This is a genomic window from Acidovorax sp. JG5 (genome assembly GCF_017939685.1).
In the GTDB taxonomy this organism is placed as follows: Bacteria; Pseudomonadota; Gammaproteobacteria; order Burkholderiales; family Burkholderiaceae_C; genus Acidovorax.
The window spans coordinates 1-15,323 of record NZ_JAGKSE010000004.1; the positions used below are offsets into that span (position 1 = coordinate 1).

General features: G+C 59.3%; 15 protein-coding genes. All 15 read right to left on the reverse strand.

The features are described 5' to 3' along the window. Positions 1-258 precede the first annotated feature (258 nt). The 15 genes from J8G26_RS05840 to pilW all read right to left on the reverse strand — a co-directional run bounded on the left by J8G26_RS05840 (position 259) and on the right by pilW (position 15,305). Complete coding sequence (locus tag J8G26_RS05840) at positions 259-783, reverse strand: phosphoribosyltransferase (RefSeq protein WP_210568265.1); 525 nt, start codon at positions 781-783, stop codon at positions 259-261. Positions 784-837: 54 nt separating this feature from the next. Then, positions 838-2,211 carry an adenylosuccinate synthase gene (locus J8G26_RS05845; RefSeq protein ID WP_210568266.1) on the reverse strand — a complete coding sequence of 458 codons (1,374 nt, stop codon included), beginning with the start codon at positions 2,209-2,211 and terminating at the stop codon, positions 838-840. A gap of 12 nt (positions 2,212-2,223) precedes the next feature. Beyond that, entirely contained in the window at positions 2,224-3,387 is a 1,164-nt protein-coding gene (locus J8G26_RS05850; protein WP_087744693.1) for an ATP phosphoribosyltransferase regulatory subunit, read from the reverse strand. A gap of 94 nt (positions 3,388-3,481) precedes the next feature. Further along, positions 3,482-3,667 (reverse strand): DUF2065 domain-containing protein, encoded by a 186-nt coding sequence (locus tag J8G26_RS05855; protein ID WP_026436286.1) that lies wholly within the window; start codon positions 3,665-3,667, stop codon positions 3,482-3,484. A gap of 16 nt (positions 3,668-3,683) precedes the next feature. Then, entirely contained in the window at positions 3,684-4,592 is a 909-nt protein-coding gene (gene hflC, locus J8G26_RS05860) for a protease modulator HflC (protein ID WP_210568267.1), read from the reverse strand. Positions 4,593-4,601: 9 nt separating this feature from the next. Further along, positions 4,602-5,966, reverse strand: a complete 1,365-nt coding sequence (hflK, locus tag J8G26_RS05865; protein ID WP_210568268.1) for an FtsH protease activity modulator HflK — start codon at positions 5,964-5,966, stop codon at positions 4,602-4,604. A gap of 53 nt (positions 5,967-6,019) precedes the next feature. Further along, the gene (gene hflX / locus J8G26_RS05870; RefSeq protein ID WP_246881277.1) at positions 6,020-7,195 is read right to left on the reverse strand and encodes a GTPase HflX; all 1,176 of its coding nucleotides are present in this window, start codon (positions 7,193-7,195) and stop codon (positions 6,020-6,022) included. A gap of 60 nt (positions 7,196-7,255) precedes the next feature. Beyond that, entirely contained in the window at positions 7,256-7,510 is a 255-nt protein-coding gene (gene hfq / locus J8G26_RS05875) for an RNA chaperone Hfq (RefSeq protein WP_086928773.1), read from the reverse strand. Between the two features lie 106 nt (positions 7,511-7,616). Beyond that, positions 7,617-8,960: a ribosome biogenesis GTPase Der gene (gene der, locus J8G26_RS05880; protein ID WP_210568269.1), complete on the reverse strand. Its 1,344-nt coding sequence runs from the start codon at positions 8,958-8,960 to the stop codon at positions 7,617-7,619. 13 nt (positions 8,961-8,973) lie between these two features. Next, a complete protein-coding gene (gene bamB, locus J8G26_RS05885; RefSeq protein ID WP_210568270.1) occupies positions 8,974-10,140 on the reverse strand; it encodes an outer membrane protein assembly factor BamB in 1,167 nt (388 codons plus the stop codon). Continuing rightward, the gene (locus J8G26_RS05890) at positions 10,137-10,823 is read right to left on the reverse strand and encodes a tetratricopeptide repeat protein (protein ID WP_087744678.1); all 687 of its coding nucleotides are present in this window, start codon (positions 10,821-10,823) and stop codon (positions 10,137-10,139) included. The genes bamB and J8G26_RS05890 overlap by 4 nt, the downstream gene beginning before the upstream one ends. 14 nt (positions 10,824-10,837) lie before the next feature. Beyond that, positions 10,838-12,103, reverse strand: a complete 1,266-nt coding sequence (gene hisS, locus J8G26_RS05895; protein WP_232476547.1) for a histidine--tRNA ligase — start codon at positions 12,101-12,103, stop codon at positions 10,838-10,840. Positions 12,104-12,254: 151 nt separating this feature from the next. Continuing rightward, a complete protein-coding gene (gene ispG / locus J8G26_RS05900) occupies positions 12,255-13,526 on the reverse strand; it encodes a flavodoxin-dependent (E)-4-hydroxy-3-methylbut-2-enyl-diphosphate synthase (RefSeq protein ID WP_087748205.1) in 1,272 nt (423 codons plus the stop codon). A gap of 8 nt (positions 13,527-13,534) precedes the next feature. Beyond that, positions 13,535-14,479: a helix-turn-helix domain-containing protein gene (locus J8G26_RS05905; protein WP_087744672.1), complete on the reverse strand. Its 945-nt coding sequence runs from the start codon at positions 14,477-14,479 to the stop codon at positions 13,535-13,537. Beyond that, entirely contained in the window at positions 14,472-15,305 is an 834-nt protein-coding gene (pilW, locus tag J8G26_RS05910) for a type IV pilus biogenesis/stability protein PilW (RefSeq protein ID WP_087744669.1), read from the reverse strand. Before pilW ends, J8G26_RS05905 begins: the two co-directional genes overlap by 8 nt. Positions 15,306-15,323: the final 18 nt, after the last annotated feature.

Genomic DNA, 15,323 nt, shown 5'->3' on the forward strand with positions numbered 1-15,323 from the left:
TCAGAGTTTTTCAACCCCGTCAACCAAAAGGTCTTTGCACTCTCTTCACAAACCGCCGTCTCCAGCAACCCGCAAATACCAGCGAAGCCTTGAATTATATACCGGGTTTTTACCCCGCATCAACCAAAACCCCAACTTCTCGCTAAACCCTCTTGCCTCGCTACCCAGAACAGACCCAAAGGGCGCCTCTGAACAGCGAAGCCTTTTACTATAGCATGGAAATTCTGGCGAAACCAGCCCCTGCTGAACTATCTTCGCTCAAACCTTCCACTTCTCCAGCAACTTGTCGGGCCCCAGGCTGTCATACCCCTCGAACGGCTGGTGAATCCACGGATTCGTAGGCAAAAACTCCACCGAGTAGTCCGGCGTGAACATTGACAACCCCTTGGTCCAGATCACGGCGCTGCGCAATTCTGAAATAGGAGCGTAGCTCGTCTTCAACATGTCGATCACCGCGTGCAACGTGTGGCCGGAGTCCGCCAGGTCATCCACCAACAACACTCGCCCAGCGATTTCACCTTTGGGCGTTGTGATGAAGCGCGCGATATCTAGGTGCCCCTGCACCGTTCCGGCTTCTGCCCGATAGGAACTCGTTGACATGATTGCCAAAGGCTTGTCAAAGATACGACTCAGGATATCCCCTGGACGCAGCCCTCCGCGGGCCAAGCAGAGAATGGTGTCGAACTCCCATCCCGACTGATGCACCTTCAGCGCCAGCTTCTCGATAAGGCTGTGGTACTCGTCATAACTCACATAAAGGTGTTTGCCGTCTTCCGTCAACATGTTCGCTCCTGATTTAATAGCTGCTAGCGCACTGTAATCGAGCACGCAGAGAGGTTATGCCACGTAAGGATGGCGCATCAGGATGGTGTGATCGCGATCCGGACTTGTCGAAATCATGGCGATCGGCACGCCCGTGACTTCGGCAATGCGTTCCAGGTATTGCCGAGCGGCCAGGGGCAGCTTGGCATAGTCCGTGACGCCGACGGTGGAATCGCTCCAGCCTGGCAACGTTTCATAAATGGGTTGGCAACGGGCAATGTCATCGGCCCCCATTGGCAGCAGATCGATCAAGTCTCCGTCGAGCTCGTACCCGGTACACAGCTTCAACTCATCCAGACCATCGAGAACATCCAGCTTCGTAATACACAACCCTGACAAGCCATTGACCTGTGCGCTGCGCTTGAGCAAGGCGGCATCAAACCATCCACAGCGTCGACTGCGCCCCGTCGTCACGCCCTTTTCGGCGCCCACCGTGCTCATGTGATAGCCGGGCGTTCCCGGTTTTTCCCAATCCAGCTCAGTAGGAAAGGGACCGCCGCCCACGCGCGTGCAGTAGGCCTTGGTAATGCCAAGGATGTAATGCAGCATGCCGGGGCCGACGCCCGAACCCGCAGCAGCGTTGCCTGCGACGCAATTGCTGGAAGTGACATAGGGGTAGGTGCCATGATCCACATCCAGCAGGGTGCCTTGCGCACCTTCAAACAGCAGGTTGTCACCTGTCTGGTGTGCGTCGTTGAGCTCCCGCGAGACATCCGCCATCATGGGCTTGAGCAACTCGGCGTGCCTCATGGCCTCGGTGTAGACCGCATCGAACTGCACTTCGCCATCACGAAGATAAGGCGTAAGAGTGTCACCAAAAACGAATTTGGCAGACCCCAAAAAGGTTGTCAGCACGTGATTGTGCAAGGCAAGGAGTTCGCGCAATTTCGCGGCAAACCGCTCCGGGTATTTGAGGTCCTGTACCCGCAGGGCACGGCGGGCAATTTTGTCCTCGTAAGCAGGACCAATCCCTCTACCGGTAGTGCCAATCTTTTCCGTACCACCTTGTTCACGGGCTGCTTCCCGGGCCACGTCCAGCGCCGCATGGAATGGAAGTATCAACGGGCACGCCTCGCTGATGCGCAGGCGTGAACGCACTTCCACGCCGGCCTTCTCAAGCCCTTCAATTTCCTCGAAAAGCTTGGCTGCAGACAACACCACGCCGTTGCCGATGTAGCACTTGACACCCGGTCGCATGATGCCACTCGGGATCAGATGCAGCGCGGTCTTCACGCCATTGATCACCAGCGTGTGCCCTGCGTTGTGCCCCCCCTGAAAGCGGACCACGCCCTGCGCGCTCTCCGTCAACCAGTCCACCAGTTTGCCTTTGCCCTCGTCACCCCACTGGGTGCCGACCACGACCACATTGCGACCTTTGGTAACTTTCATCACAGACCCAATTCAATTGTCAGTTGCTTCAATAGCTTGCACGACCCACTGACCGGAGACTGATATCAGTTCTCGGTCGCAATGGAACTCATCAACTTCACTTTCATGCCCCGGCAGTACACAGACCACGGTCTCGCCGCGGCTACGCAAAGCTGCAATGGCAGCATGCACATCACCCGAGTCGCCCCAGGGCGCACGGATGGCGGCCTTGAGCGCACGCGGCGACACCACGCTGACCACCTGCTTGATATCAAGGCTGAAACCTGCCGCAGGTCGGTTGCGACCAAACACGGCGCCCACTTCGTCATAGCGACCGCCACGCACCAATGCGTCACTGGCTCCGGGCGCATAGATGGCAAAACGCGCTCCGCTGTAATAGGCGTAGCCCCGCAAATCAGCCAGGTCAAAACTGACGCGAACGCCTTCCAGACGGGACGCCAGCCACTTCAAATTCAAGAGCACCTCACGCACGCCAGCCGTACGCTTGAGGGCTTTTTCGGCCTCAATCAGAACACTGTCATCCCCATAGAGCTGCAACAGTGCAAGCAGCCCCTCACGGGATGCCACGGGAAAATCGCGGGCCAAAAACGCCAGTTCGCCGGAATCCTTGGTTGCCAATGCTGCATGGATGGCCTGAAGCAACGGGGCATCCACGGCAACGCCTGCGAGCAAGCTGCGAACAATGCGCACATCGGCAAGGTCCACGCTGGCGTCTTGCACATTCGCCACGCGCAAGCAATCCAGGGCCAGCAATGCCGCCTCAAGGTCTGCCTCCAGCCCGGCATGGCCATAAATTTCCGCACCAAACTGCAGGGGCTCACGCGTCGCATGGGGACGATCAGGCCGTGTGTGTACCACCGGGCCGCAATAACACAGACGAGTGACACCCTTACGGTTGAGCAGGTGGGCATCAATGCGGGCCACCTGGGGTGTAGTGTCGGCACGCAGCCCCAAGGAGCGGCCAGAGAGCTGGTCCACCAACTTGAAGGTCTGCAGGCCAAGCGCCTCACCGGTTCCGGTCAGCAAAGACTCCAGGTGCTCCAGCAACGGCGGCATGACAAGCTCATAGCCATAGCAGCGGGCCGTATCAAGCAGCCCGCGACGCAATTCTTCGATGTGCCGCGCTTCGGACGGCAAGACATCGGCAATGTGATCCGGCAGGACCCAAGCAGACATGGAAAAATGGGAAGGCTGTTAAAAACGCGATTCTACCGGCAGGGACGAAACCCACTGAAACTCCGCTCAGGCTCAGGAGGGACGTCCGGCAGAATCAGACAAGCAGCATCGCTATGCCAGACACGATGCACAGCAACGCAAAAAAACGAATCTGGCCATCGCGCAACTGCACCATCTGCGTAAAAACACGGCGCCAGCCAGCGGGTGACACGAACGGCAGGAGCCCCTCAATCACCAACACCAAAGCCAGCGCCGTCCAGAGACTATCGTTCAATTCCACGCGCACTGCCGGGGCGTTATTTGCGTGCCGGCTGCGCAGCAGGGGTAGCCGAGCCGCCCCGAAAAACCTTGAAGAAATCAGACGATGAAGGATCGAGCACCATCACGTCGCTCTTCTTGCTGAAACTTGCCTTGTACGCCTCCAGGCTGCGATAGAACTGCGCAAATTGAGGGTCGCGGCCAAAAGATTCGGCATAAATGCGCGCAGCCTCGGCATCCCCTTCACCCTTGACCTTCTGTGCATCACGGTAGGCATTGGCGATGGTGATCTCGCGTTGGCGATCGGCATCGGCACGGATCTTCTCCCCCTCCGCGCCCCCCGTCGAGCGCAACTCATTGGCCACGCGCTTGCGCTCCGCCTCCATCCGGCGATAAACGGATTCGGTGATTGCCTCGACATAGTCCACCCGGGTGATGCGGACATCCACCACGTCCACACCCCAAGGCTTAGCACCGCGGACGGTTTCCAGCACCTCGCGTTTCACGTCGGCCATCAAGTCCTCTCGCTTGAGCGACAGCAGCTCCTTGACGGTTCGCTTGTTGACTTCTTCCTGAAATGCATTGCGCACCACGCGATTGAGCTGCATTGCCCCAGCATTCTCATCCAGACCAACGTTGCGGATGTATTCAGTGGGCTCGGAAATGCGCCAGCGCACATACCAATCAATGACCACGCGCTGTTTTTCGGCCGTCAGCATGGGCTCGGTGTCGGTGCTGTCGAGCGTCAATAACCGCTTGTCGATATAAGACACATTCTGGAAAGGCGGCGGCAGCTTGAAATTCAGCCCGGGCTCCGTGATGACCTCCTTGATCTGCCCCAAGGCATACAAGACGCCGAACTGGCGCTGGTCCACCACAAAAAGCATCGAACTCATCAATGCGAGCACTACCAAAACGGTAGAAGCAATAAATCCAACTCTGTTCACAAGCTGCTCCTAGCGGGTTTCGCGGTCACGCGTACGACTGCTGTCACGCGCACGGGAATCGTTCGACGAACTGCCAGCCGGCGCCAATGGCGGCACGACCGCCGCCGCACCACCACTGACAGGAGCTTCGACGGCTCCAGGTGATTGCGCGACGTTCTGCATGATCTTGTCCAGCGGCAGGTAGAGCAGGTTGGAACCCTGCCGCGACTCCACCAGCACCTTGGTGACGTTGCCGTAAATCTGCTGCATGGACTCGAGGTACATGCGGTCACGCGTAACCTGGGGGGCCTTCTGGTATTCGGCCAGAACAGACGAAAACCGTTGTGCATCGCCCTGGGCCTGGGCCACGATGCGGGCCTTGTAAGCAGCCGCCTCCTCCTTAAGCCGGGATGCTGAACCGACTGCACGGGGAATGACGTCATTGGCGTAGGCCTCGGCTTCATTCTTGGCCCGCTCTCTCTCCTGGCCAGCCTTCAATACATCGTCAAACGACGCTTGCACCTGCTCCGGTGGACGCACGCCCCCTTGCTGCAGATTGATGCCGACGACCTCCACTCCGACCTTGTAGCGGTCGAGAATCGTCTGCATCAGTGCGCGTACCCGCGGAGCAATCTGGTCACGCTCTTCGGCCAAGGCCGTGTCCATGCGCATCTTGCCAACCACTTCGCGCACGGCAGTTTCTGCCGCTTGCACCACCGCATCTGCCGGATTCTTGCTTTCGAAAAGCCAGGCCCGTGCGTCGCTCAGGCGGTACTGGACTGCGAACTTGATTTCGACAATGTTTTCATCTTCGGTCAACATGGCCGACTCACGCAGGCCCGTGCTCTTGATGACATTGTCCCGCCCCACGTCGGCAGACCGAATCTGGGTCACAAAGACCAGTTCATGGCGTTCGATCGGATAAGGAAGGCGCCAGTTGAACCCCGCTCCCTTGGTGCTTTGGTACTTGCCAAACCGGGTAATGACGGCCTGCTGGCCTTCCTGAACGATGAAAATGCCGGTTCCCATCCAGATCACGAACACAATCCCGGCGATGAGTCCAATGCCCATGCCTGCGCTCTTCATGTCTGGCTGAAAACCACCACCATTGCCGCCACCAGGTCCACGCGATCCACCGCCCTTGTTGCCGAACAACCCTCCCAGCTTGCGATTGAGGTCGCGCCACAATTCGTCCAGATCCGGCGGCTGCCCAGCAGGCCCTTTGTCACGCCCACGGCCGCCCGCAGGCTGTGCCGGTGGACGCTCCGGATCGGGGCGGTTGCCATCCTCGGGCTTATCCTCGCCGCGCCCCCATCGTGGATCGTTCAGGTTGAACATCCCCCGGACGCGTTCCGGCAGCATGGCCCAGCGGGGGTTACGGTTTTGGAAATTCATGCGCAAAGTCTCTGGTTCTCTGGTGACATCGATTCAACCGGCATTGTGCCCAATCAAGGTGCCTGGATCGGGAATTCAGTGAGAGTGCCTGGGGTCATGTCGGACTGCGCCGCCAACACGGTCTGGGCCAATTTCTGCCGCAGCACATCCAGCCCCTCCCCGGTCCGCGCACTGACAAACAGGCGGTCGACCGGTCGTCCATCCAGCTCGTAAACATCCTGCAACATGGCGGGACGCTGCTCCGGTGGCACCGCATCCAGCTTGTTGAATACCAACAACTGGGGGATATCGGCGGCGCCGATTTCGTGCAGCACGCGTTGAACTTGATCGATCTGCTCAGGAAAGTTGAGGTTGGACGCATCCACTACATGCAGCAGCAAATCGGCATCCACGGCCTCTTGCAGCGTGGCCTGGAAGGCATCCACCAATCCGTGCGGCAAGTCACGAATAAAACCGACGGTGTCTGACAGCGAAACGGATCTACCGGCCTCCCCGAGATAAAGCTGCCGCGTCGTGGTGTCCAGGGTGGCAAACAGCTGGTCGGCGGCATACGCCCTGGCCTTTACCAAGGCGTTGAACAGGGTGGATTTGCCCGCGTTGGTGTAGCCCACCAAAGAAATGTTGAAAGTATCCCGCCTCTCACGCTGACGCCGTTGCGTCGAGCGCTGGCGCTTCACCTTGACCAGGCGCTCCTTGGTGCGCTTGACAGCGTCGCTGATCATGCGGCGATCCAGCTCGATCTGGGTTTCGCCCGGCCCTCCGCGCGCACCAATCCCGCCGCGCTGGCGCTCCAGGTGCGACCACCGACGAACAAGGCGTGTGCTCAGATACTGCAGACGCGCCAACTCCACCTGCAGCTTGCCTTCGTGGCTGCGGGCGCGCTGGGCAAATATTTCCAGGATCAACAGCGTGCGGTCGTTGACCGGCAACTCCAGATGGCGCTCAAGATTGCGTTGCTGTGCCGGACTCAATGTCTGGTCAAAAAGCACCTCCACAGCACCGTGCATCTGCGCAAGCGTGCGGATTTCATCTGCCTTGCCAGAGCCGACGAACAGCGCCGCGTCCGGTGCCTTGCGCTTGCACGTCAGGCGTGCGACAGGCTCCAGACCAGCGGTCTGCGCGAGCAGCCCCAATTCTTCAAGATTGGAGTCGAAATGAGGAAGACCAAAATCGACTCCCACCAACAGCACTGGAGCGCGGGGAGCGTTGATCGAATCAGAGGAACTCAAATGAACCGGCCCATCTTCTTGGCGGGCCGTTGCAGGCCAGCCGTGCAGTGACACCGCAAATCAGGCGCCGCTGTTGTCAGCATCCGGGGTATCAGCTGTCGAGAAATTGACCGCACGACCCGGCACAATGGTAGAAATGGCGTGTTTGTAGACCATCTGAGTCACCGTGTTACGAAGTAGCACGACATACTGGTCAAATGATTCAATTTGCCCCTGCAGCTTGATACCGTTTACGAGATAAATGGAAACCGGCACATGCTCCTTGCGCAGGGCGTTAAGGAAGGGGTCTTGCAGAAGTTGGCCTTTATTGCTCACGATATTCTCCGTGTTCAAGTGTTGTTGTAAACCAGCACCTTACCACAGCGTGCGCCGCAGTCAGGGCACACCCCCGCCAAATCCCTCCGGAATTCACGCTCTTGATTCAACTGTCGTCTTTGTCGGCAAAGGGGTTGTGAGAGGTCTTCATTTCGATGCGCAGGGGGGTTCCCACCAGATCGAATTCCTTGCGGAAACGCCCTTCCAGAAAACGCTTGTAGGCATCCGTCACATGCTCCAGAGAATTACCGTGGATCACGATGACCGGTGGATTCATGCCGCCCTGGTGGGCGTAGCGCATCTTGGGTCGGAACATGCCTGCACGCTTGGGTGCTTGAAACTGCACCGCCTCCAGCAGCACGCGCGTGAGCACTGGCGTAGACATCTTGCAGGTGGCCGCCTTGTGCGCCTGGGCGATCGAGGTCCAAAGTGGACCCAGACCTTGCCTCTTTTTTGCGGAAATGAAATGCATGGCCGCAAACTTCAGGAATGCCAGCCGGGTTTCAATAGACCGCTCCAGCAATTGGCGCTGGTAGTCATCCACGGCATCCCATTTGTTGACGGCCAGAACCACCGCGCGCCCACTCTCAAGGATGTATCCGGCAATATGCGCGTCCTGGTCCGTGACACCCTGGGTGGCATCCAGCAACAGCAAGACCACATTGGCGGACTCAATGGCCTGCAGGGTCTTGACCACCGAGAACTTCTCGATGGCCTCAAACACTTTCCCCTTGCGACGCAAGCCGGCCGTGTCGACCAGCTCAAACCGTTGGCCATTGCGCTCAAAAGGCACCGTGATGGCATCACGGGTGGTGCCCGGCATATCGAAAGCCACCAGGCGCTCTTCACCCAGCCAGGTGTTGATCAGCGTTGATTTACCCACATTGGGGCGGCCAGCCACAGCCAGCTTGATCACGCCCTTGTCGATGTCCTGCTCGGCATCGTCCGGCTCCGGCAGATGCAGCGATTCCAGGGCAAGATCGACCAGCCCGCGAATTCCCTGCCCGTGGGCAGCGGACACGGGGTAAACGTCACCAAGGCCCAGTTCGTAAAACTCAGCCAGTTGGATACCCTGCAGCATGCCCTCCGCCTTGTTCGCGACCAGAACACAGGGCTTGCCAAGGCGGCGCAGGTAGTTCGCAATATCGTGGTCCTGCGCCGAAACACCCGCACGGGCATCCACCACAAAAATCACCACATCGGCTTCCGCCACAGCCTGCTGCGTCTGTTTGGCCATCTCGCGGTAGATACCACTGGACGCATCCGGCTCGAACCCCCCGGTGTCAATCACGATGTACTCGTGCTTGCCTTGCTTGCCATTGCCATAGTGCCTGTCGCGCGTCAGTCCGGCAAAGTCGGCCACGATGGCATCCCTCGACTTTGTGAGGCGGTTGAACAACGTGGATTTTCCGACGTTCGGACGCCCCACGAGGGCGATAACTGGCTTCATTGAAAACAACCCATCAATCAGGACGGAAGCCGTATATCCCGCCATTGCGGGTGACAGCCACCAAAGTATCTGCAGCGACAACCGGCGCGGCGGCGATGCCGGAGGCATCTGTAGTCAATCGGTTCAAGGGACTGCCATCCTCGCGGGACAGCAGATGCACGAGCCCGGCATCATCCCCCACGACGACCGACCGCCCCAACAGCAATGGCGCCGTGAGCTTTCGAAATTTGAGCTGATCCGATGTCCAGGCGCGCGTGCCATCGGCTCGTCTCCAGGCCAGCAGCGACCCATTGCTCTCAGCCCCGAAAATAAGTTCGCCGTCGCCGTGGATGCCCTCGATTCCCGCGGCAAGCTGCGTCCATGCCACGGTGCCGCGCGCCGTATTCACGCATCCGACCGCTGCCTGGAATGAACGCGCACAAACACTGTCGCCGACACGCGAAACACGTCCCACCAGATCCACCAGGCGCTCTACATCGTTCGTGCCCCGAGCGCTGGCCAGGGGTGCTTCCCATCGCACGCTGCCATTGTCAGGATTGAAACCTACCAATCGGCCCGACAAGCCGACCACCAGCGTATCACCAACCGCCAAGAGCACCCCGGACTGACGCAATACCAGTGGCTCACCTGGGCGGGACTGAATCCACAAACGCCGCCCCGTCGCCGCATCATAGGCAGAAACCGACCGATCAGCTGACAGCACAAAAATGCGGTTTCCTGCAACCAGCGGGGCGGTGAAGGTCTGCGTCTGCAACGGCTTGCGCCACAGCTCACGCCCGGCCTCCATAGCCACCAGCATATTGCTGCGGGAAACAACGGCAGTCCACTTGCCGTCACTGCCAACACCTGCCGACAAGGGTTCACCCAGCGATGTGCGCCATAGATCCGCCCCCGAGCGGGCATCCAGAGCGACCACAACGCCATCCGCCGAGGCTAGTGTCACGACGTGGCCCGCGGCGTGAATATCCAGCGGCAACCCTGCAACGCTCCCGATACGCGCTGTCCAAACCTGGCGGACACCCAGAACGGGAACATTAGGCCCAAGATCCGCAGGCACTGGCTTGGAACTCCCACCCCAGAGAGAGCAGCCACTCAGAACAACCCCAATCAAAAGTACAGACACCACATGCTTCGCACGCGATATCCACTGTGGGGGAAACGGGGCTAGGGCGAATCTCATTTCTTGACCTCATCGGATACAACAACAGCCATGGCAGCGCCTTGTGGATGGACTCCCAATGCGTTGAGCTTGACCTCTACCAGGCGGCGATACTCCACACGGTCATCTAACGCCTTGAATGCGCGCCTGTACTCAGCGACGGCTTGGTCCTGCTTCCCCTGCAGCATCAATATGTCGCCCTTGCGATCAGCGACCACCGCCTCGAACTCTGCAGGAAATGATCCCGAGACCTGTTTGAGCGCTTCATCCAGCTCATTCAGATCCATCAGCACACTGGACAGACGCAAGCTGGCAAGCGCCTTGTAGCCATCATCATTGGCCTTTTCAGCAACCCAAGCCAAAGCTTCCCTGGCACCCTTGATATTGCCGGTGTCGAACATGGTTTTGGCAAGAATCAGCCCGGCTTGGGCTGCCTGGGTCGTTCCTGAATATTTGGAGCGAAGGTCACCGAATGCCTGTTCCATGCGCGCCTGGTCACCAGTGCTTGAAGCCACATCCACGGCATCAAAAAGTGCCGCAGCCTGCGTTGCCTGGCGATTTTGCCAATACTGGTAGCCATTCCACGCTGCTACTGAACCAAATACCAGCAGCGCCAAGCTACTGATCAATGTGCCCCAGGTATTCCAGAAATGCTTGAGTTGATCAAGCTGCTCTTGTTCTTCGAGATCGAGATGATTGGCCATGAATATGCTGGGGATTAACGGGAAATTTGGAGGGTGCTGGCCCACTCGGAAACATTATCAAGGCGGTGCTCAATCTGCGAACCACTGCCGTCTCGCAACGATTTGCACAAGACCATGCCACGCGCCAATTCATCGGATCCAAAAATCAGCGCGTGCCGGGCACCACTGGCGTCCGCTTTTTTGAACTGGGATTTCATGCTACCCATGCCTTCACCCGACGCTGGGGCACCATGCATCTGGACGCTGACGCCATGCGCCCGCAACTTCTCCAGCGTTGCAACGGCCACAGGCAAAGTGGTCACATCCGGGATGACGGCATAAACATCTGGTGATACTGGGGGAATGGCGCTGCCCTGCTCTTTCAGAAGCTCCAGCACGCGCTCCACCCCGAGCGCCCAACCTACTGCAGGCGCGGCCTTGCCACCAATCTGTTCAATCAGGTAGTCATACCGCCCACCGCCGCAAATGGTGCCCTGGGAGCCCAGCTGGTCGGTGACAAACTCAAACACGGTGAGATTGTAGTAATCCATGCCACGAACCAACCGTGGATTGACCTGCCAGGAAACTCCGTTGGCATCCAGGATGGCCTTCACTGCATTGAAGTGGCCCAGGGATGCCTCACCCAGGAAATCGATCAATCGCGGCGCCGCCTCGACAATCGCCTGCATGGCCGGATTCTTGGTATCCAGAATCCGCAGGGGATTGCTGTGCAGGCGCCGACGCGCCTCCTCATCCAGAGCATCCACATGACGCTCCAGATAGGCAATCAAGGCAGCGCGGTGCGCCTTGCGCTCGTCTGGCTGCCCGAGGCTATTGAGTTCAAGGCGCACATTTTGAAGGCCCAGTTCTTTCCATAACGCATTGGCCAGCAAAATCAATTCCGCATCCAGTTCCGCGCCCGGAAATCCGAGCGCTTCCGCACCAATCTGGTGGAACTGGCGGTACCGTCCGCGTTGCGGACGCTCATGCCGGAACATGGGCCCCATGTAGTACAAGCGTTTACCACCGTCGTACAGCATGGAGTGTTCAGCCACCGCACGCACCACGCCCGCCGTCGCCTCCGGCCGCAAGGTCAGCTGCTCGCCATTGAGACGGTCCTCAAAGGAATACATCTCCTTCTCGACGATGTCAGTCACCTCGCCCAGCCCGCGCACAAACAACGGCGTCGGCTCGACGATGGGGGTGCGGATGTTGCGATAGGCGTATCGCTCCATCAGCGCCCGCACCTTGCTTTCAAGCCACTCCCACCGCGCGGATTCGGGCGGCAATATATCGTTCATGCCTTTGACGGCGGTCAGCTTCTCAAGCCTCGCCACAGGGGTTCCTTTTTCAGTACTCACTGCGATATTTTTCTTTATGGACAGGGGAAGACAAAAAATGGGGCGCCCCCATGAAAGACAGCGGCGCCCTGAATAGGGGATATGGCCAGTCCTAGGCAGTTGCAGAAACTGCACCGAATCGCTTTTCTATGTAGTTTTCAACGATCTGGTGGAATTCATTGGCGATGTTGTCGCCCCGCAGGGTGAGGGCTTTTTCACCATCAATGAAAACAGGGGCAGCCGGCGCTTCACCGGTTCCAGGCAGGCTGATGCCGATATCCGCGTGCTTGCTTTCACCCGGGCCATTCACGATGCACCCCATGACCGCCACCTTGAGGCTTTCCACACCGGGATAGCGCACACGCCACACGGGCATCTGCGCACGAAGGAAATCATCAATCTGTTTGGCAAGGTCCTGGAACGTGGTGCTGGTGGTGCGGCCACAGCCTGGGCAGGCCGTCACGCTGGGCACGAAAATCCGCAACCCCAGCGACTGCAAAATCTCCGAGGCGACCACCACTTCCTGCGTCCGCGCTTCACCGGGTTGGGGCGTGAGCGACACGCGAATGGTGTCGCCGATGCCCTCTTGCAGCAGTATGGACAAGGCCACCGCCGAAGCAACCGTTCCCTTGGTCCCCATGCCGGCCTCCGTGAGCCCCAGATGCAGCGCATAGTCGCAGCGGCGCGCCAGTTCACGGTAAACCGAAACCAGGTCCTGAACGCCACTGACCTTGCACGACAGGATGATCTGATTGCCATCCATGCCCATATCTTCGGCGCGACGGGCCGACTCGACCGCGGAGGTAATCAACGCCTCGTACATCACCTGGCGCGCATCCCACGGAGTGGAGCGGCGGCTGTTGGCATCCATCAGGCTGGCCAGAAGCTCCTGGTCCAGGCTACCCCAATTGACGCCGATGCGAACCGGCTTGTTCCAGCGCATGGCCGCTTCGATCATCTGACCGAACTGTCGATCCCGCTTGTCACCCTTGCCGACGTTGCCCGGATTGATGCGGTATTTCGACAATGCCTGCGCACAATCCGGAAAATCCGTCAGAAGCCGGTGTCCGTTGTAATGGAAATCACCGACCAGGGGGACGCTTTCCCCCATGCGGTCCAGTTGCTCCCGAATGTAGGGAACCGCCGCTGCAGCCTCCGGCGTGTTGACGGTGATCCGGACAAACTCCGACCCCGCCTGGGCAAGCTCCTTCACCTGGATGGCCGTGCCGATGGCGTCCACCGTGTCCGTATTGGTCATGGACTGGACCCGCACAGGCGCATCACCCCCTACCGTGACAATGCGGGATCCCCACACCACCTGCGCTTGCCTGGAGCGGCGAGGTGCCGGTTTTGCCACATTGATCGGAGCGTTATCGCAAACCATGTTTTCCACTATTTCACCTCGAAGCGAGCGACGTTTTCACGGGACACGGGGCCGAGCGCAAAGGGCTTGCCGTGCACAAAAACTTCGGTAGCATCGGCGCGCCCAACCACTACCGCCAACGGTAACGCGCCAGACACAGAAACCGTCTCATTGGGTGCCAAATTGCGCTGCAACACCACGGCCCCCGTCGCCTCACGGACCTGTATCCACGACTCGCCGCGCGCCTTGAAAGCGAGAACACCGGCGGGCGCATCGGCAGCCGGCAACTCGGCAGTCGATGCCGCGACGAACGGCAAAGCAGCGACAGGCGCAGCGCCCAAAGCGGGCTCCGTCGGCTCACTGGCAGCAACCGCGGCTTCCACACCCGGTGCAGAAGCAGGGTTCACCGGCGCCGGCGCTGGAGCCACGGCTGCAGGACGGTCCTGCGCCCCATCTGCAACGGGCGTCGAAATCGTTGTGCGGGTCTCTGCCTGCTTGAACCAGGCCGACAAATCAGCATCCAGGCTGCGGGGCAGGAAAATCATCAGCGCCACCCCCACCAAGAGCAGGCCCACCGCCCACACCAGCGGTCTCGGCCCGGCAACGGCAAACGGCGCAGACGATGATTTACCCGTGAATCCCTTGACAGGCGCACTCAGGCTCGTATCCCCACTGGAAAGTCTCGGACCTTCTCCTTGGGGAAGCAGTGCCAAAACCGGCTGGGGGTCGATCTTCAGGGTGCGGCAGACACTGGATGCCAGCGCGCGCACAAAGACGATGTCCGGCAGTGCCGAAAAATCGTCCGACTCCAAGGCTTCGAGCTTGCCCACAGGAACCTTCAAGGCAGCGGCCAGAGCGGCAATGTGCAAGCCTGCGGCCTCTCGGGCATCTCGCAACAACGCGCCCGCAGTCACTCCCTGCACCGATGGGCCAGGCGATTCCGCCACCAGTTGCGCAACCATCGACTCACTCATTGAATGCCCCACGTTCAAAAGCACCCCACTCCCGTGAATCAGGAAACCGCTTGCGCAACTGATCGGCAAGCTGCCTCAAAGCCACGGTGTCACCCAAGGCACGCTCTACTTTGATCCCCAACCACAGGGACTCGGAATTGGCGTATTCGCTGTTATTAAGGCGCCGGATATAAAACTGCGCCCGACTCCATTCATTGCGTCGGAGCAGCAATGACGCCAGGTGGTACCCCACCACGGGGTTGGCAGCGTCCAGCTCGTAGGCCTTGATCAGGGATTGCTCGGCCTCGGCATACTGCGCAGCGCTGACTTGGCAAAGCCCCTTTGCCATTAGCGTCTTACTGCGGGCAAGGTAAGCGGGATTGTTCAGCGCACGGACAAATTGCTGATCCGCTTCTGCATACTTTTTCTGCTGACACAAAAGCCAGCCAAAGTTGTGCAACACATTGGAGTCACCAGGACGCAATGCCAGCGCCCGGCGAAAGCTTTCTTCTGCCTGCGCAAAATCATTGAGGCGCAAATAGATAAGGCCGCGCAGGTTATGGGCGTCGGCATAGGTCGCATCGGATGCCAGCGACTGCTTGACCTCGTCCAGGGCCACCGCGGTTTGCCCCATCTCGAAATAGTTCGCTGCCAGTTCCAGGCGGATTCGGGCGCGGCGCCGCGCCTCGGGCTCGTCGGATGGTGTGACCAGGTCTGCCGATGACTCCGTCGCAGAAGCCCCGCCGTTCGCCGCACATCCACCCAGCGCAAAAAAACAAGCCAGGGCACCACATGCCATGAGCGTCCAGCGGCCATATTGCCGCCAGCGTCCAGTCGATCCCACCATGTAGCGCCTCCTTCAAAA

Bases quoted from the DNA above. Each gene is read 5' to 3' on its own strand.
- pilW (WP_087744669.1), bottom strand. From the start codon at position 15,305: ATGGTGGGATCGACTGGACGCTGGCGGCAATATGGCCGCTGGACGCTC.
- der (WP_210568269.1), bottom strand. From the start codon at position 8,960: ATGAAGCCAGTTATCGCCCTCGTGGGGCGTCCGAACGTCGGAAAATCC.
- hisS (WP_232476547.1), bottom strand. From the start codon at position 12,103: ATGAACGATATATTGCCGCCCGAATCCGCGCGGTGGGAGTGGCTTGAA.
- J8G26_RS05840 (WP_210568265.1), bottom strand. From the start codon at position 783: ATGTTGACGGAAGACGGCAAACACCTTTATGTGAGTTATGACGAGTAC.
- J8G26_RS05890 (WP_087744678.1), bottom strand. From the start codon at position 10,823: ATGGCCAATCATCTCGATCTCGAAGAACAAGAGCAGCTTGATCAACTC.
- hflK (WP_210568268.1), bottom strand. From the start codon at position 5,966: ATGAATTTCCAAAACCGTAACCCCCGCTGGGCCATGCTGCCGGAACGC.
- J8G26_RS05845 (WP_210568266.1), bottom strand. From the start codon at position 2,211: ATGAAAGTTACCAAAGGTCGCAATGTGGTCGTGGTCGGCACCCAGTGG.
- ispG (WP_087748205.1), bottom strand. From the start codon at position 13,526: ATGGTTTGCGATAACGCTCCGATCAATGTGGCAAAACCGGCACCTCGC.
- bamB (WP_210568270.1), bottom strand. From the start codon at position 10,140: ATGAGATTCGCCCTAGCCCCGTTTCCCCCACAGTGGATATCGCGTGCG.
- J8G26_RS05905 (WP_087744672.1), bottom strand. From the start codon at position 14,479: ATGAGTGAGTCGATGGTTGCGCAACTGGTGGCGGAATCGCCTGGCCCA.
- J8G26_RS05850 (WP_087744693.1), bottom strand. From the start codon at position 3,387: ATGTCTGCTTGGGTCCTGCCGGATCACATTGCCGATGTCTTGCCGTCC.